28 protein-coding genes are annotated in these 15,097 nt (G+C 67.7%); all 28 read left to right on the top strand.

Features of this window, described 5'->3' with window-relative positions:
* Positions 1-5 precede the first annotated feature (5 nt).
* The 28 genes from rplC (at position 6) to rpsK (ending at position 15,086) form a co-directional block, all read left to right on the top strand.
* Positions 6-671: a 50S ribosomal protein L3 gene (gene rplC, locus QSK15_RS26160; RefSeq protein ID WP_030329888.1), complete on the top strand. Its 666-nt coding sequence runs from the start codon at positions 6-8 to the stop codon at positions 669-671.
* Positions 668-1,318 carry a 50S ribosomal protein L4 gene (rplD, locus tag QSK15_RS26155; RefSeq protein WP_030329890.1) on the top strand — a complete coding sequence of 217 codons (651 nt, stop codon included), beginning with the start codon at positions 668-670 and terminating at the stop codon, positions 1,316-1,318. The genes rplC and rplD overlap by 4 nt, the downstream gene beginning before the upstream one ends.
* A complete protein-coding gene (gene rplW, locus QSK15_RS26150; protein WP_007465304.1) occupies positions 1,315-1,617 on the top strand; it encodes a 50S ribosomal protein L23 in 303 nt (100 codons plus the stop codon). The genes rplD and rplW overlap by 4 nt, the downstream gene beginning before the upstream one ends.
* Before the next feature lie 12 nt (positions 1,618-1,629).
* Positions 1,630-2,469: a 50S ribosomal protein L2 gene (gene rplB, locus QSK15_RS26145; RefSeq protein ID WP_030329891.1), complete on the top strand. Its 840-nt coding sequence runs from the start codon at positions 1,630-1,632 to the stop codon at positions 2,467-2,469.
* Positions 2,470-2,481: 12 nt separating this feature from the next.
* Positions 2,482-2,763: a 30S ribosomal protein S19 gene (gene rpsS / locus QSK15_RS26140; RefSeq protein ID WP_007465299.1), complete on the top strand. Its 282-nt coding sequence runs from the start codon at positions 2,482-2,484 to the stop codon at positions 2,761-2,763.
* Positions 2,764-2,804: 41 nt separating this feature from the next.
* The gene (gene rplV, locus QSK15_RS26135; RefSeq protein WP_007465297.1) at positions 2,805-3,263 is read left to right on the top strand and encodes a 50S ribosomal protein L22; all 459 of its coding nucleotides are present in this window, start codon (positions 2,805-2,807) and stop codon (positions 3,261-3,263) included.
* On the top strand, positions 3,263-4,132 hold the full coding sequence (rpsC, locus tag QSK15_RS26130) for a 30S ribosomal protein S3 (protein WP_285796779.1): 870 nt from the start codon (positions 3,263-3,265) through the stop codon (positions 4,130-4,132). The genes rplV and rpsC overlap by 1 nt, the downstream gene beginning before the upstream one ends.
* Positions 4,133-4,135: 3 nt before the next feature.
* Positions 4,136-4,561, top strand: coding sequence for a 50S ribosomal protein L16 (gene rplP / locus QSK15_RS26125; protein ID WP_007465292.1), 426 nt, complete (start codon positions 4,136-4,138; stop codon positions 4,559-4,561).
* On the top strand, positions 4,561-4,797 hold the full coding sequence (rpmC, locus tag QSK15_RS26120; protein ID WP_007465283.1) for a 50S ribosomal protein L29: 237 nt from the start codon (positions 4,561-4,563) through the stop codon (positions 4,795-4,797). The genes rplP and rpmC overlap by 1 nt, the downstream gene beginning before the upstream one ends.
* Positions 4,794-5,072, top strand: coding sequence for a 30S ribosomal protein S17 (gene rpsQ / locus QSK15_RS26115; RefSeq protein WP_030329894.1), 279 nt, complete (start codon positions 4,794-4,796; stop codon positions 5,070-5,072). Before rpmC ends, rpsQ begins: the two co-directional genes overlap by 4 nt.
* Positions 5,073-5,169: 97 nt before the next feature.
* Positions 5,170-5,538, top strand: a complete 369-nt coding sequence (gene rplN / locus QSK15_RS26110) for a 50S ribosomal protein L14 (protein WP_007073026.1) — start codon at positions 5,170-5,172, stop codon at positions 5,536-5,538.
* The gene (gene rplX / locus QSK15_RS26105; protein WP_007465276.1) at positions 5,535-5,855 is read left to right on the top strand and encodes a 50S ribosomal protein L24; all 321 of its coding nucleotides are present in this window, start codon (positions 5,535-5,537) and stop codon (positions 5,853-5,855) included. Before rplN ends, rplX begins: the two co-directional genes overlap by 4 nt.
* Positions 5,855-6,421, top strand: coding sequence for a 50S ribosomal protein L5 (rplE, locus tag QSK15_RS26100; RefSeq protein WP_030329896.1), 567 nt, complete (start codon positions 5,855-5,857; stop codon positions 6,419-6,421). Before rplX ends, rplE begins: the two co-directional genes overlap by 1 nt.
* 1 nt (position 6,422) lies before the next feature.
* On the top strand, positions 6,423-6,608 hold the full coding sequence (locus tag QSK15_RS26095) for a type Z 30S ribosomal protein S14 (protein ID WP_007465272.1): 186 nt from the start codon (positions 6,423-6,425) through the stop codon (positions 6,606-6,608).
* A 116-nt stretch (positions 6,609-6,724) separates the two neighbouring features.
* Positions 6,725-7,132 carry a 30S ribosomal protein S8 gene (rpsH, locus tag QSK15_RS26090; protein ID WP_007465270.1) on the top strand — a complete coding sequence of 136 codons (408 nt, stop codon included), beginning with the start codon at positions 6,725-6,727 and terminating at the stop codon, positions 7,130-7,132.
* Between the two features lie 16 nt (positions 7,133-7,148).
* On the top strand, positions 7,149-7,691 hold the full coding sequence (gene rplF / locus QSK15_RS26085) for a 50S ribosomal protein L6 (RefSeq protein WP_030329899.1): 543 nt from the start codon (positions 7,149-7,151) through the stop codon (positions 7,689-7,691).
* Entirely contained in the window at positions 7,688-8,077 is a 390-nt protein-coding gene (gene rplR, locus QSK15_RS26080) for a 50S ribosomal protein L18 (protein ID WP_030329901.1), read from the top strand. The genes rplF and rplR overlap by 4 nt, the downstream gene beginning before the upstream one ends.
* Before the next feature lie 33 nt (positions 8,078-8,110).
* Positions 8,111-8,725, top strand: coding sequence for a 30S ribosomal protein S5 (gene rpsE, locus QSK15_RS26075; protein ID WP_088987583.1), 615 nt, complete (start codon positions 8,111-8,113; stop codon positions 8,723-8,725).
* Positions 8,725-8,907 carry a 50S ribosomal protein L30 gene (gene rpmD, locus QSK15_RS26070; protein ID WP_030329904.1) on the top strand — a complete coding sequence of 61 codons (183 nt, stop codon included), beginning with the start codon at positions 8,725-8,727 and terminating at the stop codon, positions 8,905-8,907. Before rpsE ends, rpmD begins: the two co-directional genes overlap by 1 nt.
* A complete protein-coding gene (gene rplO, locus QSK15_RS26065) occupies positions 8,907-9,350 on the top strand; it encodes a 50S ribosomal protein L15 (RefSeq protein WP_030329906.1) in 444 nt (147 codons plus the stop codon). Before rpmD ends, rplO begins: the two co-directional genes overlap by 1 nt.
* Positions 9,351-9,582: 232 nt before the next feature.
* Positions 9,583-10,911, top strand: a complete 1,329-nt coding sequence (secY, locus tag QSK15_RS26060) for a preprotein translocase subunit SecY (protein WP_285796778.1) — start codon at positions 9,583-9,585, stop codon at positions 10,909-10,911.
* Positions 10,912-11,565, top strand: coding sequence for an adenylate kinase (locus QSK15_RS26055; RefSeq protein ID WP_088950228.1), 654 nt, complete (start codon positions 10,912-10,914; stop codon positions 11,563-11,565). It begins immediately after the preceding gene.
* 88 nt (positions 11,566-11,653) lie between these two features.
* Positions 11,654-12,505, top strand: a complete 852-nt coding sequence (map, locus tag QSK15_RS26050) for a type I methionyl aminopeptidase (RefSeq protein ID WP_285796777.1) — start codon at positions 11,654-11,656, stop codon at positions 12,503-12,505.
* A 137-nt stretch (positions 12,506-12,642) separates the two neighbouring features.
* Positions 12,643-13,185 carry a DUF1707 SHOCT-like domain-containing protein gene (locus tag QSK15_RS26045; RefSeq protein ID WP_285796776.1) on the top strand — a complete coding sequence of 181 codons (543 nt, stop codon included), beginning with the start codon at positions 12,643-12,645 and terminating at the stop codon, positions 13,183-13,185.
* A 332-nt stretch (positions 13,186-13,517) separates the two neighbouring features.
* Positions 13,518-13,739 carry a translation initiation factor IF-1 gene (infA, locus tag QSK15_RS26040; protein ID WP_007073013.1) on the top strand — a complete coding sequence of 74 codons (222 nt, stop codon included), beginning with the start codon at positions 13,518-13,520 and terminating at the stop codon, positions 13,737-13,739.
* A 91-nt stretch (positions 13,740-13,830) separates the two neighbouring features.
* Complete coding sequence (gene rpmJ / locus QSK15_RS26035; protein WP_043965539.1) at positions 13,831-13,944, top strand: 50S ribosomal protein L36; 114 nt, start codon at positions 13,831-13,833, stop codon at positions 13,942-13,944.
* 266 nt (positions 13,945-14,210) lie between these two features.
* The gene (rpsM, locus tag QSK15_RS26030; RefSeq protein ID WP_030329917.1) at positions 14,211-14,591 is read left to right on the top strand and encodes a 30S ribosomal protein S13; all 381 of its coding nucleotides are present in this window, start codon (positions 14,211-14,213) and stop codon (positions 14,589-14,591) included.
* An 87-nt stretch (positions 14,592-14,678) separates the two neighbouring features.
* Entirely contained in the window at positions 14,679-15,086 is a 408-nt protein-coding gene (gene rpsK, locus QSK15_RS26025) for a 30S ribosomal protein S11 (RefSeq protein WP_007073011.1), read from the top strand.
* The last annotated feature ends 11 nt before the right edge of the window (positions 15,087-15,097 follow it).

The raw sequence follows: 15,097 nt of genomic DNA, 5'->3' as shown, positions 1-15,097 counted from the left end.
GACAAATGGACAGGCAAGTCAAGGGGATCCTGGGCGCCAAGCTCGGCATGACCCAGGTCTGGGACAACAACCGTGTTGTTCCCGTGACCGTGGTCGAGGCCGGCCCGTGCGTCATCAGCCAGGTTCGTAGCGCCGAGAAGGACGGTTACTCCGCGGTCCAGCTGGCGTACGGCACCATCGACCCGCGCAAGGTCAAGAAGCCGATCAGCGGTCACTACGCCAAGGCGGACGTGGCGCCGCGCCGGCACATCGTCGAGCTGCGCACCACCGACGCTGGGGAGTACTCGCTCGGACAGGAAGTCACTGTCGAGGAGTTCCCGGCCGGCGTCACCATCGACGTCACCGGCAAGACCAAGGGCAAGGGCTACGCCGGCCCGATGAAGCGGCACGGCTTCCACGGTCTGCGCGCCAGCCACGGTGTCGAGCGCAAGCACCGCTCGCCCGGCTCCATCGGCGCCTGCGCCACTCCGGGGCGTGTCTTCAAGGGCACCCGGATGGCCGGCCGGATGGGTGGCGTGCGGTACACCGTGCAGAACCTCACCGTCCAGGCGGTCGACACCGAGAACAACCTGCTGCTCGTCCGGGGTGCCATTCCTGGTCCGAAGGGCGCGCTCGTTCTGGTCCGTACCGCGGCCAAGAGCAAGGTGAAGAAGGGCGGTGCGGCCAAGTGACCACCGTTGACGTGCGCACCGTCGAAGGCACCACCAGTGGCTCGGTCGAGCTGCCGGCGGACATCTTCGACGTGCAGGCCAACGTCGCGCTGATGCACCAGGTCGTGGTGGCCCAGCTCGCGGCGGCCCGACAGGGCACGCACAAGGCCAAGACCCGCGGCGAGGTCGCCGGTGGCGGCAAGAAGCCGTACAAGCAGAAGGGCACCGGTCGCGCCCGGCAGGGCTCGATCCGCGCGCCGCAGTTCGCCGGCGGTGGCGTCGTGCACGGTCCCGTGCCGCGCGACTACAGCCAGCGGACCCCGAAGAAGATGAAGGCCGCCGCTCTGCGCGGTGCCCTCTCCGACCGGGCCCGCGCCGGGCAGGTGCACGTCGTCGAGGCGTTCGTCTCGGGCGAGAAGCCGTCGACCAAGGCGGCCCTGGCCACGCTGACCAAGCTCACCGAGGCCCGTCGGGTCCTGGTGGTGCTGAGCAGCACCGACGAACTGAACTGGGTGTCGCTGCGCAACGAGCCGCGGGTGCACCTGATCGAGTCCGGCCAGCTGAACACGTACGACGTGCTGGTGGCCGACGACGTGGTCTTCACCAAGGACGCCCTGGACGAGTTCCTGGGCGTGCCCGCCGAGACCACCGAGGAGGGTGGCAAGTGAGCACCATCGCCGACCCGCGCGACATCATCGTGGCGCCGGTCGTCTCGGAGAAGAGCTACAGCGAGCTGAACCGGAACTGGTACACCTTCCTGGTGCACCCGGACGCGAACAAGACCGAGATCAAGATCGCTATCCAGCAGATCTTCAACGTCCGCGTCCTGACGGTCAACACGCTCAACCGCCAGGGTAAGCGCAAGCGCACCAAGACCGGCTTCGGTCAGCGCAAGGCGACCAAGCGGGCGATCGTGAAGCTGGCTGACGGTGACCGCATCGAGGCCTTCGGCGGCCCGGTCAGCTGAGGGGTGTAGACAATGGCTATCCGTAAGTACAAGCCGACGACGCCGGGCCGACGTGGCTCGAGTGTCGCTGACTTCGCCGAGATCACCCGGTCCACGCCGGAGAAGTCGCTGCTGGCTCCGTTGCCGAAGAAGGGCGGGCGTAACGCCCACGGCCGGATCACCACGCGGCACCACGGTGGCGGTCACAAGCGCCAGTACCGTCTGATCGACTTCAAGCGGGTCGACAAGGACGGCGTGCCGGCGAAGGTCGCCCACATCGAGTACGACCCGAACCGCACCGCGCGTATCGCGCTGCTGCACTACGCCGACGGCGAGAAGCGGTACATCATCGCGCCGAAGGACATGAAGCAGGGCGACCGCGTCGAGTCCGGCCCGGGTGCCGACATCAAGCCGGGTAACAACCTGCCGCTGCGCAACATCCCGGTCGGTACCACCATCCACAACGTGGAGCTGCGTCCGGGTGGCGGGGCCAAGCTGGCCCGTTCCGCCGGCGTCGGCATCCAGCTGCTCGGCCGTGAGGGCGCGTACGCGACCCTGCGTATGCCGTCCGGTGAGATCCGGCGGGTCGACGTGCGCTGCCGCGCCAGCATCGGCGAGATCGGCAACGCCGACCAGTCGAACATCAACTGGGGTAAGGCCGGCCGGATGCGGTGGAAGGGCAAGCGCCCGACCGTCCGTGGTGTCGCCATGAACCCGGTCGACCACCCGCACGGTGGTGGTGAGGGTAAGACCTCCGGTGGTCGCCACCCGGTCAACCCGCAGGGTAAGCCCGAGGGCCGCACCCGCCGTAAGGGCCAGCCGAGTGACCGGCTGATCGTCCGCCGTCGCTACGCCACGCGTAAGCGCGGCTGAGGGAGATAAGACATGCCTCGCAGCCTGAAGAAGGGCCCGTTCGTCGACGACCACCTGCTCAAGAAGGTGGAAGTTCAGAACGACAAGGGCTCCAAGAACGTGATCAAGACCTGGTCGCGGCGCTCGACGATCATCCCCGAGATGCTGGGGCACACGATCGCCGTGCACGACGGACGCAAGCACGTCCCGGTGTTCGTGACCGAGGCGATGGTCGGGCACAAGCTCGGCGAGTTCGCGCTGACCCGCACGTTCAAGGGTCACGAGAAGGACGACCGGAAGAGCCGTCGGCGCTGACGCCGCGGGCATACGGATAGAGGGAACAAGGGGTTACAGCGATGCCAGGAAAGGGCGACGCTCCGGTGCTTCCGGGCGCGCGGGCGGTTGCGCGGCACGTGCGCATCTCGCCGATGAAGGCGCGCCGGGTGGTCAACCTCGTCCGCGGCCTGCCCGCGAAGGAGGCGCTCACGGTGCTGCAGTTCGCGCCGCAGGCTGCGAGCGAGCAGGTGTACAAGGTGCTCGCTAGCGCGATCGCCAACGCGGAGAACAACGAGCGGCTGGACCCCGACGCGCTGCTCGTCAGCGAGGCCTTCGTGGACGAGGGCCCGACGATGAAGCGGTTCCAGCCGCGGGCCCAGGGTCGGGCCTACCGCATCCGCAAGCGCACGTGCCACATCACCGTGGCGGTCGAAGCGGTCGCGCCGGCAGCACCGAGGAAGGCCGCGGCTAAGAAGGCCGCCCCGGCCACGGAGGCCGCACCGGCCGAAGCGCAGAGCAAGACGGAGGACGCCGAGTAATGGGTCAGAAGGTTCACCCCACTGGGTTCCGGCTCGGCATCTCGACCGACTGGAAGTCCCGCTGGTTCGCGGACAAGCTCTACAAGGACTACATCGGCGAGGATGTCAAGATCCGCCGCATGATGTCCAAGGGCCTCGAGCGTGCCGGGATTTCCAAGGTCGACATCGAGCGCACCCGCGACCGGGTCCGGGTCGACATCCACACCGCCCGGCCGGGCATCGTCATCGGCCGTAAGGGTGCGGAGGCCGACCGGATCCGCGGCGAGCTGGAGAAGCTCACCGGCAAGCAGGTTCAGCTGAACATCATCGAGGTGAAGAACCCCGAGTCGGACGCTCAGCTGGTCGCGCAGGGCGTGGCCGAGCAGCTGTCCAGCCGGGTCAGCTTCCGTCGGGCGATGCGCAAGGCCATGCAGTCGGCGATGAAGAACCCGGTCTGCAAGGGCATCCGGGTTCAGGTTTCGGGTCGCCTCGGCGGCGCCGAGATGAGCCGGACCGAGTTCTACCGTGAGGGCCGGGTTCCGCTGCACACGCTGCGGGCCAACATCGAGTACGGCTTCTTCGAGGCCCGTACCACGTTCGGTCGGATCGGTGTGAAGGTCTGGATCTACAAGGGCGACGCCGTCCCGGGCCGGGAGGCTCCGGCCGAGGCCGGTCCGTCCCGCCCGCGTCGTGGTGAGCGCGGCGACCGTCCCGAGCGTCCGCGCCGTGGCCGGTCGGGTTCGTCCGGCACCACGGCTGGTGGCACCGAGGCCGGTCGGGCTGCTGCGACCACCATCGCGCAGCAGGCCGAGACGCCGAGCGGCGAGCCGGTCGACAGCGCAGCTGTCGCCGCCACTGCTGCTCCGGCAGAACAGCAGCAGGAGGGCTGACAGATGCTGATGCCGCGCAAGCCCCCGAAGGGCTTCCGCAAGCCGCACCACCCGGACCGCAGTGGCGCGTCCAAGGGTGGTAACCGGGTGGTGTTCGGCGAGTTCGGGATCCAGGCTCTCGAGCCGGCGTACGTGACGAACCGGCAGATCGAGTCGGCACGTATCGCGATGACTCGCCACATCAAGCGTGGTGGCAAGGTCTGGATCACGATCTTCCCGGACCAGGCCCTCACCAAGAAGCCTGCCGAGACCCGGATGGGTTCCGGTAAGGGTTCGCCCGAGTGGTGGGTCGCCAACGTCAAGCCGGGGCGGGTTCTCTTCGAGATGTCCTTCCCCAACGAGCAGATCGCGCGAGAGGCCATGCGTCGCGCGATCCACAAGCTCCCGATGAAGTGCCGCATTGTTACGCGCGAAGTGGGTGAATCCTGATGGCAGCGGGCGTTAAGGCGACCGAGCTGCGTGAGCTCTCCGAGGAGGAGCTGGTCACGAAGCTGCGGGAGGCCAAGGCGGAGCTGTTCAACCTCCGCGTGCAGGCCGCAACCGGGCAGCTGGACAACAACCGGCGGTTGCAGGTCATCCGTCGGGAGATCGCCCGGATCTACACGATCATGCGCGAGCGCGAGCTGGGGCTCTCGGCCGCGCCGACTGAGGTGACTGCATCATGACCGAAGAGACCGCCACCGCCGCCGCGCGGTCCCGCCGCAAGGTCCGTGAGGGCCTGGTGGTCAGCGACAAGATGGACAAGACCGTCGTGGTCGAGGTCGAGGACCGGGTTCGGCACGCGCTGTACGGCAAGATCATGCGCCGTACGAGCAAGCTGAAGGTGCACGACGAGCAGAACGCCGCTGGCACCGGTGACCGGGTTCTCATCATGGAGACCCGGCCGCTGAGCGCCACCAAGCGTTGGCGGATCGTGGAGATCCTGGAAAAGGCCAAGTAGCGAAGGCTCGAGCTCGCCCGGCGTTGCGTCGGGCGTTGGTTCCGCCAGGCTCCGGCCGCTACGGCGGCCGGAGAACCGGCAGACATAGGAGATAGACGTGATTCAGCAGGAGTCGCGACTGCGCGTCGCCGACAACACGGGTGCTCGGGAGATCCTGTGCATCCGGGTTCTCGGTGGCTCGGGTCGGCGCTACGCGAGCATCGGCGACGTCATCGTGGCCACGGTCAAGGACGCCATCCCGGGTGCCGGTGTGAAGAAGGGCGACGTCGTCAAGGCTGTCGTCGTTCGCACCGCGAAGGAGAAGCGGCGTCCGGACGGCTCGTACATCCGCTTCGACGAGAACGCCGCCGTCATCATCAAGGACGGTGGGGACCCGCGTGGAACCCGTATCTTCGGCCCGGTGGGCCGGGAGCTGCGGGACAAGCGGTTCATGAAGATTATTTCCCTCGCGCCGGAGGTGTTGTGACCGTGAAGGTCAAGAAGGGCGACACGGTCGTCGTCATCGCCGGCAAGGACAAGGGTGCCAAGGGCAAGGTCATCGCGGCCTACCCGCGGCAGGACAAGGTCCTGGTCGAGGGCGTGAACCGGGTCAAGAAGCACACCCGCATCAGCACCACCCAGCGTGGCGCCAAGACCGGCGGCATCGTCACTCAGGAGGCCCCGATCCACGTCTCGAACGTGCAGGTCCTGGACTCCGACGGCAAGCCGACCCGCGTCGGTTACCGGATCGACGACAACGGCCAGAAGGTCCGCATCGCGCGTAGCACCGGTAAGGACCTGTGATGACCACGGCTACCGAAAAGACCCTGCCGCGCCTCAAGGAGCGGTACCGCAACGAGATCGTGGCCCAGCTGCGTGAGCAGCACAGCTACGGCAACCCCATGCAGGTGCCGCGGCTGGTCAAGATCGTCGTCAACATGGGTGTCGGCGAGGCTGCTCGCGACGCCAAGCTGATCGACGGTGCGGTCCGCGACCTCGCCACGATCACCGGCCAGAAGCCGCAGGTGCGGCGGGCGACCAAGTCCATCGCGCAGTTCAAGCTCCGCGAGGGCATGCCGATCGGCGCGAAGGTCACCCTTCGTGGCGACCGGATGTGGGAGTTCCTGGACCGGCTGCTCTCCATCGCGCTGCCGCGTATCCGCGACTTCCGCGGCCTGGACGGGCGCAAGCTGGACGGGCACGGCAACTACACGTTCGGTCTGACCGAGCAGTCGGTGTTCCACGAGATCGACCAGGACAAGATCGATCGCCAGCGGGGCATGGACATCACGGTGGTCACGACCGCCACGACCGACGACGAGGGCCGGGCGCTGCTCAAGCTCCTGGGCTTCCCGTTCAAGGAGAACTGAGATGGCCAAGAAGGCGCTGATCATCAAGGCGGCCGCGAAGCCGAAGTTCTCGGTTCGCGCGTACACCCGCTGCCAGCGGTGCGGGCGTCCGAAGGCGGTCTACCGCAAGTTCGGGCTCTGCCGGGTCTGCATCCGGGAGATGGCTCACCGCGGTGAGCTGCCGGGCGTGTCCAAGGCTTCCTGGTAAGGGCGACCGCGTCCCGGCCGTCGGCCGGGAACTCCTGCACCGATTAGGTATTGCTCTTCGCCGTAGGCCCGGGGCTGGTGCCCCGGGAACCCCGGCGAGAAAGGCTGACGAAATCCATGACGATGACCGACCCGATCGCAGACATGCTCACGCGTCTGCGTAACGCCAACCAGGCGTACCACGATCAGGTGAAGATGCCCTACTCCAAGATCAAGGCGAACATCGCCGAGGTCTTGAAGGCTGAGGGTTACATCGCCACCTGGTCGGTCGAGGAGCCCGAGGAGGGCGCCGTCGGCAAGCGACTGGTCGTCGAGCTGAAGTACGGCCAGAACCGCGAGCGGAGCCTGGCCGGTATCAAGCGCGTGTCCAAGCCCGGTCTCCGGGTGTACGCCAAGTCGGACGGGCTCCCGCGGGTGCTCGGTGGGCTGGGCGTGGCGATCATTTCGACGTCCCAGGGGCTGCTGACCGACCGGCAGGCCCGCAAGCGGAGTGTTGGCGGGGAAGTCCTCGCCTTCGTCTGGTAACGGGAGACAGGTAGAAATGTCGCGAATTGGACGTAAGTCGATCCCGGTACCAGCCGGCGTCGATATCACGATCGACGGGCAGACCGTCAAGGTCAAGGGCCCCAAGGGCCAGCTTGAGCACACCCTCGCCGAGCCGATCACGATCGAGCGTGGCGAGGACGGCGAGCTGAGCGTCAACCGGCCGAACGACGAGCGCAAGGCCAAGGAACTCCACGGCCTGAGCCGTACGCTGGTCGCCAACATGATCGTCGGGGTCACCGAGGGCTACCGCAAGAGCCTGGAGATCGCCGGCACCGGTTACCGGGTCACCGCCAAGGGTTCGGACCTCGAGTTCGCGCTCGGGTTCTCGCACCCGGTGGTCGTCCCCGCCCCGGCGGGCATCACCTTCACGGTGGAGCGGCCGACCCTGTTCCACGTGGCTGGCATCGACAAGCAGCAGGTCGGTGAGGTCGCCGCCAACATCCGGAAGATCCGCCCGCCGGAGCCCTACAAGGGCAAGGGCGTCAAGTACCAGGGCGAGGTCATCCGCCGCAAGGCTGGAAAGGCAGGTAAGAAGTGAGCGCCACGCTGCTCAAGCGCCGCCGCGGTGTCGCCGCCAAGCGCGCCGTTGGGCGTGCGCGTCGACACTTCCGCGTCCGCAAGAACGTCAGCGGTACGGCCGAGCGTCCGCGCCTGGTCGTCACCCGCTCCCTGCGGCACATGGTCGCCCAGATCGTCGACGACACCAAGGGTCACACCCTGGCGTCGGCGTCGACCCTGGACGCCTCGCTGCGCGGTGCGGAGGGCGACAAGAGCGCCCTGGCTGGCAAGGTGGGCGCGCTGCTCGCCGAGCGTGCCAAGGCCGCCGGCGTCTCCAAGGTCGTCTTCGACCGCGGTGGCAACCGGTACGCGGGGCGAGTCGCCGCGCTTGCCGACGCCGCCCGCGAAGCCGGGCTCGAGTTCTAACAACCCCGTCACGAGAGAGAAGGAAGGCTGCTGATGCCAGGTCAACAGCGCCGTGGCGGCGGGTCCGGTGGCAACGAGGGTGGTCGCCGCGACAACCGCCGTGAGGGCGGCCGCGGAAACGCGCCCGTCGAGAAGACCCCGCACCTTGAGCGGGTCGTCGCGATCAACCGCGTCGCCAAGGTCGTGAAGGGTGGTCGTCGCTTCAGCTTCACCGCCCTGGTGATCGTGGGCGACGGCGACGGCACGGTCGGCGTGGGCTACGGAAAGGCCAAGGAGGTGCCCGCGGCCATCGCCAAGGGTGTCGAGGAGGCCAAGAAGCACTTCTTCAAGGTTCCGCGTATCGGCGCCTCGATCCCGCACCCGGTGCAGGGCGAGGACGCGGCCGGTGTGGTGCTGCTCAAGCCGGCCTCGGCCGGTACGGGTGTCATCGCCGGTGGTCCGGTGCGCGCCGTGCTGGAGTGCGCCGGTATCCACGACGTGCTCTCCAAGAGCCTCGGCTCGTCGAACCCGATCAACATCGTGCACGCCACCGTGGCGGCCCTGAAGGGGCTTGAGTCCCCCGAGCAGGTCGCGGCACGTCGTGGTCTGCCGGTGGAGGACGTCGCGCCGGCCGCCATGCTGGCGTCGCGGGCGGGGGTGGCGTCCTGATGGCACGCCTGAAGGTCACCCAGCTCCGGTCCGGTATCGGGACCAAGCAGAACCAGCGTGACTCGCTGCGTTCGCTCGGTCTCAAGCGGATCAACGACGTGGTGGTCAAGGAGGACCGGCCCGAGATCCGCGGCATGATCTTCACGGTCAACCACCTCGTGAAGGTCGAGGAGGTCGAGTAATGACGATCAAGGTTCACCACCTGCGCCCGGCGCCCGGTTCCAAGACCGCGAAGACCCGTGTGGGTCGCGGTGAGGGTTCCAAGGGCAAGACCGCCGGTCGCGGTACCAAGGGCTCCAAGGCCCGCAAGAACATCTCGGCGGCGTTCGAGGGTGGGCAGATGCCCATCCACATGCGCCTGCCGAAGATGAAGGGCTTCAAGAACAAGTTCAAGGTGGTCTTCCAGGTTGTCAACCTGGACCGACTCGCTGAGCTGTTCCCGAATGGTGGTCAGGTCGGCCCGCTGGAGCTCGTCGAGTCCGGCGCGGTCCGCAAGGGTCACCCGGTCAAGGTCCTCGGCACCGGGGATCTCGGCGGTGTGGCACTCCAGGTGTCGGCGCACGCGTTCAGTGCGTCGGCCAAGGAGAAGATCGCCGCCGCCGGTGGCTCCGTCACCGAGCTGTAAGGCGTACGACCATGGCGCCCGTCCAGTTGAGAGCAACTGGCGGGCGCCATGGTCTGCCTGGGGCCTAAGCGCCCGGTAACATCGGAATCGATTTATGTAGTCGGGCGCATCTGCCCGGACCGGGGTGAGGCTGTTAGAGTCCCATCCCAGCCATGGATTGCGGGCACTCGCCCGTGATCCACCCCGACCCGCCAGGGATCACCGGCGGCCCGCCTCGCGCAGGAGGAAGAAGTTGCTGTCCGCCTTTCTCAGTGCGTTCCGTACGCCTGACCTGCGCAAGAAGCTGCTGTTCACAGTAGGCATCATCGCGGTCTACCGGCTGGGCGCAACGCTCCCCAGCCCGGGCGTCTCGTACGGCAACGTGCAGAAGTGCCTCGACACCATCCAGGGTGACACCACCGGGGTGGTGAACCTGCTCAACCTCTTCTCCGGCGGAGCGCTGCTGCAGCTCTCGGTCTTCGCGCTGGGCATCATGCCCTACATCACCGCGTCGATCATCCTGCAGCTGCTGACTGTCGTGATCCCGCGTCTGGAGCAGCTCCGCAAGGAGGGCCAGGCCGGCCAGGCGAAGATCACCCAGTACACCCGCTACCTGACCCTGGGCCTCGGTGTGCTGCAGGCCTCGGCGTTCGTGGCCCTGGCCCGCTCCGGCCAGCTGTTCCAGAACCGGTGCGACCAGTTCCCGATCATCCCGACCGGCATCGGCATCCCGGACTGGCTGACGCTGTCCATCCTGGTGATGACGATGACCGCCGGCACCGGCATGGTCATGTGGCTCGGCGAGCTGATCACCGACCGCGGCGTCGGCAACGGCATGTCCGTCCTGATCTTCACCTCGATCGCGGCGCGGCTGCCCAGTGAGGGCTGGCAGATCAAGACCAGCAAGGGCTGGGACATGTTCGCCCTGGTCATCGCCCTGGTCCTGGTGGTCATCACCGCTGTCACCTTCATCGAGCAGGCGCAGCGCCGGATCCCGGTGCAGTACGCCAAGCGGATGATCGGCCGGCGGATGTACGGCGGCACCTCGACCTACATCCCGCTCAAGGTCAACCAGGCTGGTGTGATCCCGGTCATCTTCGGCTCGTCGCTGCTCTACCTGCCGCAGTTGGCGTTGCAGTTCTTCGACCAGACCGACCCGGGCAAGACCCAGTCGTGGATCCAGAACAACCTGGTCAACCCGAGCAGCCCGATCTACATCTCGGTCTACTTCCTGCTGATCATCTTCTTCACGTACTTCTACGTGTCGATCACGTTCAACCCGACCGAGGTCGCGGACAACATGAAGAAGTACGGCGGCTTCGTGCCGGGCATCCGCCCCGGCAAGCCGACCGCCGACTACCTCGACTTCATCCTCAGCCGGATCACCCTGCCGGGCGCGCTCTACCTCGGCGTGATCTCGATCCTGCCGAACTTCTTCTTCATCTGGCTGGACAACCAGCAGTACCAGAACTTCCCGTTCGGCGGCACCGCTGTGCTCATCATGGTCGGCGTCGGTCTGGAGACCGTGAAGCAGATCGAGAGCCAACTCATGCAGCGGAACTACGAAGGGTTCCTGCGGTAGATGAGACTCGTTCTGGTTGGCCCGCCGGGCGCGGGCAAGGGCACACAGGCCGAGTTCATCGCCGCACACCTCTCGGTGCCGAAGATCTCGACCGGGGACATCTTCCGGTCGAACGTCACCCAGGGCACGCCCCTCGGTGTCGAGGCGAAGCGGTACATGGACGCGGGCGAGCTGGTTCCGGACGAGGTCACCATCAACATGGTCCGGGACCGGCTGGCCGAGCCCGACGCCAGCGAGGGTTTCCTGCTCGACGGCTTCCCGCGGACGACTCCGCAGGCGGCCGCTCTGGACAAGCTCCTCGCTGATCTGGGCACTGCGCTGGATCTGGTCCTGGAGTTGGTCGTCGACGACGACGAGGTGATCCGGCGGCTCTCCGGTCGGCGTACCTGCCGGGGCTGCGGCAAGATCTGGCACGTCGAGTTCGACGCCACCACCCGGCCGGGCATCTGTGACCGCTGCGGCGCCGAGCTGTTCCAGCGCGACGACGACAAGCCGGAGACGATCGCCACGCGGCTTCGTGAGTACAGCGAGAAGACCGCACCCCTGGTCGACTACTACGGCGCTCAGGGCAAGCTGGTCGGGATCGACGCCACCGGCCCGGTGGAGGACGTCACCACCCGGGCCATCGACGCGCTGCGGTCGTACGGCGGCTGAGGTCCGGCCGAGCCACGGCGGATAGAGTGCGAACAGCGGGGTACGCGAGACGTGCCCCGCTGTTCGGCAACTGAAAGGTAATCGCTCCATGCGTCGTCCCCAGCTGGACATCCAGCTGAAGACCCCTGACCAGATCGAGAAGATGCGGGCCGCCGGGCTGGTGGTGGCCGAGGCGCTGCGCCGGATGCGGGAGGCTGTCGCTCCCGGTGTGAGCACCGCCGATCTGGACGCTATCGCGGAGGCGACCATCCGCGAGGCGGGTGGCGTCCCGTCGTTCAAGGGCTATCACGGCTTCCCCGCGTCGATCTGTTCCTCGGTCAACGAGCAGATCGTGCACGCCATCCCGTCGCCGAAGCAGGTGCTCCAGGCCGGTGACCTGATCTCCATCGACTGCGGCGCGGTGTTGGACGGCTGGCACGGCGATTCCGCCATCACGGTCGGGGTCGGCGACGTCGACCCGGCGCTGCTGAAGATGGCCGAGGTGGCCGAGGACGCGATGTGGGCCGGCATCGCCGCCGCCGCCCGGGGCGCGGCGAGCGGCAAGGGCCGCCTCACCGACATCTCGCACGCGGTGGAGACCGCTGTCCGCAAGGGCGGGCGGTACGGCATCGTCGACGGCTACGGCGGGCACGGCATCGGCACCGAGATGCACCAGGACCCGCACGTGCTCAACCACGGCCGGCCGGGCAAGGGCCCGCGTCTGGTTCCCGGGATGGCGCTGGCGATCGAGCCGATGATCACCATGGCGTCCCCGCGTACCGTCGAGTTGGCCGACGGGTGGACGGTCGTCACCCGGGACGGCTCAGTGGCCGCGCACGTCGAGCACTCGATGGCGTTGCTGCCGGACGGGGTTTGGGTGCTCACCGCCTTCGACGGAGGTCGCGCCCGCCTGGGCGACCTGGTAACCGCCCGCCAACCCGCCGCCTCGACAACCCCCTAACCCTCCCCGGACGCCTCGGTCCACGCTGTTGATCATGAAGTTGTTGCCCCGACACGCCGGCGAGGCTGGCAACAACTTCATGATCGACCAGGTTCGGGGGTCGGGCGGACTGGCGCGACGGTGGCATGCTTGCCGGCATGGACGGGCGCGACGGGATGCGAGCCGCGGACTCGGACCGTGCGGCGGTGGCCGACCGGTTACGGGTCGCCCTCGAGGAGGGCCGGCTGGACCTGCACGAGTACGACGAGCGGTTGCAGCGGGCCTATGCCGCGCGCACGTACGCCGATCTGAAGGTCCTGCTGGCCGACCTGCCGCCGGTGACGCCGGCGCAGCGGTCGGCTCTGGCGCCGGCAGCGGCGCCGACCGTGGGCCTGCTGGGTGACCAGCCCGGCCAGACGCCCACCCGGGGTGCCACCGCCCGCTGGTTGGCCGAGGTGTGGTTCCCGTACCTGCGGGTGATCGCCATCGTGGTGACCATCTGGGCGGTGACGTCACTGCTCAGCCAGGACCTGCAGTACTTCTGGCCGGCCTGGGTGGCCGGGCCGTGGGGTGCGGTGCTGGTGATCCGCACCGTCACGGGACTGGCCGGGGGAGAGCCCCGGCGCGAGGCCGTCAAGCGCCAGCGCCGCCAAGAACGCAAACAGGCAAAGCGCGCCATCAACCCAGACACCCCCCAATAACTCCCCGGTCCTCGGCCGGCCCCCACGCCTCGCGCGTTGATCATGAAGTTGTTGCCACCGACCTCGGCGATTCGTGGCAATAACTTCATGATCAACGGGATTGAGGGCGGGGGCGGTGGGGCGACGCGCGGGGTGGGGGGTGGTCGGTTTGGCGGCGGACTGCAGGCCGGCGTACACTTTCAGATCGGCGCACAGCGTCCACTCCGGCATGCCCACCCTGCGCTTCGGTGGGAGCTGGAGCCGCGGCTGGCGCGGGCTTCTGATTCTGATCAGATTTCCGTGTAAGACGTTGTGGGCCGCCCGGAGCAATCGACGTCAGGACAGCGGAGGACATGCCGAAAAAAGACGGAGCCATTGAGATCGAGGGTCGGGTCATCGAGCCCCTGCCGAACGCCATGTTCCGGGTGGAGCTCGCGAACGGCCACAAGGTGTTGGCTCACATCAGCGGCAAGATGCGGCAGCACTACATCCGCATTCTTCCGGAGGACCGGGTCGTCGTCGAACTTTCGCCGTACGACCTGACCCGCGGGCGCATCGTCTACCGCTACAAGTAGTCCTGACGACGGCCGGGAAGTCCCGTGTCCGTCTTCGACGTCCGGTGTCGCGCAACGCGCGTCCCCGGGCCAGATGGGAAGTAAGGCAACCGTGAAGGTCAAGCCGAGCGTCAAGAGGATCTGCAACAAGTGCCGGGTTATCCGCCGGCACGGCCGGGTCATGGTCATCTGCAGCGACCCGCGCCACAAGCAGCGCCAGGGCTGACTCAGCCCGTCCGGCCGGAGCACGGCCGGGTGGCGTTGGTCCCGGCAGATCCCCAGCGACACACACATCACACATGCTCGTCCCAGCCGCGAGCGGTACGCGATGCGTACTCCCTTGTGGCTGACCCCCGGTCGGAGGCCGGGGCCCGCTTGGGCAGCGACCGATCCCGGTCGCCGACGCTGATCGCGTCGGAAGGACGGGACGGCCGGTAGCGGGGTGGGACGGGTCCACACCTCCGCCACACATCACGAGGAGTACGCCCGCACATGGCACGTCTAGTCGGCGTGGATCTCCCCCGCGAAAAGCGGTTGGAGATCGCGCTCACCTACATCTTCGGGGTCGGTCGCACCCGCGCCCTGGAGACGCTCGCCGCCACCGGCATCTCGCCGGACAAGCGCGCTCGGGACCTCACGGACGAGGAGCTCGTGCAGCTCCGCGACCACATCGAGGGCAACTACAAGGTTGAAGGCGACCTGCGCCGCGAGGTCGCCGCTGACATCCGCCGCAAGGTCGAGATCGGCTGCTACGCCGGCATCCGGCACCGCCGGGGCCTGCCCGTGCGTGGCCAGCGGACCAAGACCAACGCCCGGACCCGCAAGGGCCCGAAGCGGACCGTCGCCGGCAAGAAGAAGCCCGGCAAGAAGTAGTTCTTAACCGGATGACGGGGTCGGTCGCCGCCGAGGCGGGCCAGACCGCAACCCAGTCCGGAAAGTCAACTAGGAGCGCACAGACTTATGCCACCGAAGGCTCGTGCCGGAGCCGCTGTAAAGAAGGTCCGGCGCAAGGAACGCAAGAACGTCGCCCACGGGCAGGCGCACATCAAGAGCACGTTCAACAACACCATCGTGTCCATCACGGACCCGACCGGTGCGGTCATCTCCTGGGCCTCCGCCGGCCAGGTCGGCTTCAAGGGCTCCCGCAAGTCGACTCCGTTCGCCGCGCAGCTGGCCGCCGAGGCTGCCGCGCGTCGTGCCATGGAGCACGGCATGCGCAAGGTCGACGTGTTCGTCAAGGGCCCCGGCTCCGGCCGGGAGACCGCCATCCGTTCGCTGCAGGCAGTGGGCCTCGAGGTCGGGCAGATCTCCGACGTCACCCCGCAGCCGCACAACGGATGCCGTCCGCCGAAGCGTCGCCGGGTCTGAGAGGTAGAGAG

The organism is Micromonospora sp. NBRC 107095 (assembly GCF_030269705.1).
Taxonomy (GTDB): domain Bacteria; phylum Actinomycetota; class Actinomycetes; order Mycobacteriales; family Micromonosporaceae; genus Micromonospora; species Micromonospora parva.
The sequence above is the reverse complement of the archived record's forward strand: the minus strand, read 5'-3'. Positions and strand labels throughout refer to the sequence as shown.

What these genes read in the sequence shown, in the direction of transcription:
- rplC (WP_030329888.1), top strand. Translation starts at nt 6, where the DNA reads ATGGACAGGCAAGTCAAGGGGATCCTGGGCGCCAAGCTCGGCATGACC.
- rplB (WP_030329891.1), top strand. Translation starts at nt 1,630, where the DNA reads ATGGCTATCCGTAAGTACAAGCCGACGACGCCGGGCCGACGTGGCTCG.
- rpsS (WP_007465299.1), top strand. Translation starts at nt 2,482, where the DNA reads ATGCCTCGCAGCCTGAAGAAGGGCCCGTTCGTCGACGACCACCTGCTC.
- rplV (WP_007465297.1), top strand. Translation starts at nt 2,805, where the DNA reads ATGCCAGGAAAGGGCGACGCTCCGGTGCTTCCGGGCGCGCGGGCGGTT.
- rpsC (WP_285796779.1), top strand. Translation starts at nt 3,263, where the DNA reads ATGGGTCAGAAGGTTCACCCCACTGGGTTCCGGCTCGGCATCTCGACC.
- rplP (WP_007465292.1), top strand. Translation starts at nt 4,136, where the DNA reads ATGCTGATGCCGCGCAAGCCCCCGAAGGGCTTCCGCAAGCCGCACCAC.
- rpmC (WP_007465283.1), top strand. Translation starts at nt 4,561, where the DNA reads ATGGCAGCGGGCGTTAAGGCGACCGAGCTGCGTGAGCTCTCCGAGGAG.
- rpsQ (WP_030329894.1), top strand. Translation starts at nt 4,794, where the DNA reads ATGACCGAAGAGACCGCCACCGCCGCCGCGCGGTCCCGCCGCAAGGTC.
- rplE (WP_030329896.1), top strand. Translation starts at nt 5,855, where the DNA reads ATGACCACGGCTACCGAAAAGACCCTGCCGCGCCTCAAGGAGCGGTAC.
- QSK15_RS26095 (WP_007465272.1), top strand. Translation starts at nt 6,423, where the DNA reads ATGGCCAAGAAGGCGCTGATCATCAAGGCGGCCGCGAAGCCGAAGTTC.
- rpsH (WP_007465270.1), top strand. Translation starts at nt 6,725, where the DNA reads ATGACGATGACCGACCCGATCGCAGACATGCTCACGCGTCTGCGTAAC.
- rplF (WP_030329899.1), top strand. Translation starts at nt 7,149, where the DNA reads ATGTCGCGAATTGGACGTAAGTCGATCCCGGTACCAGCCGGCGTCGAT.
- rpsE (WP_088987583.1), top strand. Translation starts at nt 8,111, where the DNA reads ATGCCAGGTCAACAGCGCCGTGGCGGCGGGTCCGGTGGCAACGAGGGT.
- rpmD (WP_030329904.1), top strand. Translation starts at nt 8,725, where the DNA reads ATGGCACGCCTGAAGGTCACCCAGCTCCGGTCCGGTATCGGGACCAAG.
- rplO (WP_030329906.1), top strand. Translation starts at nt 8,907, where the DNA reads ATGACGATCAAGGTTCACCACCTGCGCCCGGCGCCCGGTTCCAAGACC.
- QSK15_RS26055 (WP_088950228.1), top strand. Translation starts at nt 10,912, where the DNA reads ATGAGACTCGTTCTGGTTGGCCCGCCGGGCGCGGGCAAGGGCACACAG.
- map (WP_285796777.1), top strand. Translation starts at nt 11,654, where the DNA reads ATGCGTCGTCCCCAGCTGGACATCCAGCTGAAGACCCCTGACCAGATC.
- QSK15_RS26045 (WP_285796776.1), top strand. Translation starts at nt 12,643, where the DNA reads ATGGACGGGCGCGACGGGATGCGAGCCGCGGACTCGGACCGTGCGGCG.
- infA (WP_007073013.1), top strand. Translation starts at nt 13,518, where the DNA reads ATGCCGAAAAAAGACGGAGCCATTGAGATCGAGGGTCGGGTCATCGAG.
- rpsM (WP_030329917.1), top strand. Translation starts at nt 14,211, where the DNA reads ATGGCACGTCTAGTCGGCGTGGATCTCCCCCGCGAAAAGCGGTTGGAG.
- rpsK (WP_007073011.1), top strand. Translation starts at nt 14,679, where the DNA reads ATGCCACCGAAGGCTCGTGCCGGAGCCGCTGTAAAGAAGGTCCGGCGC.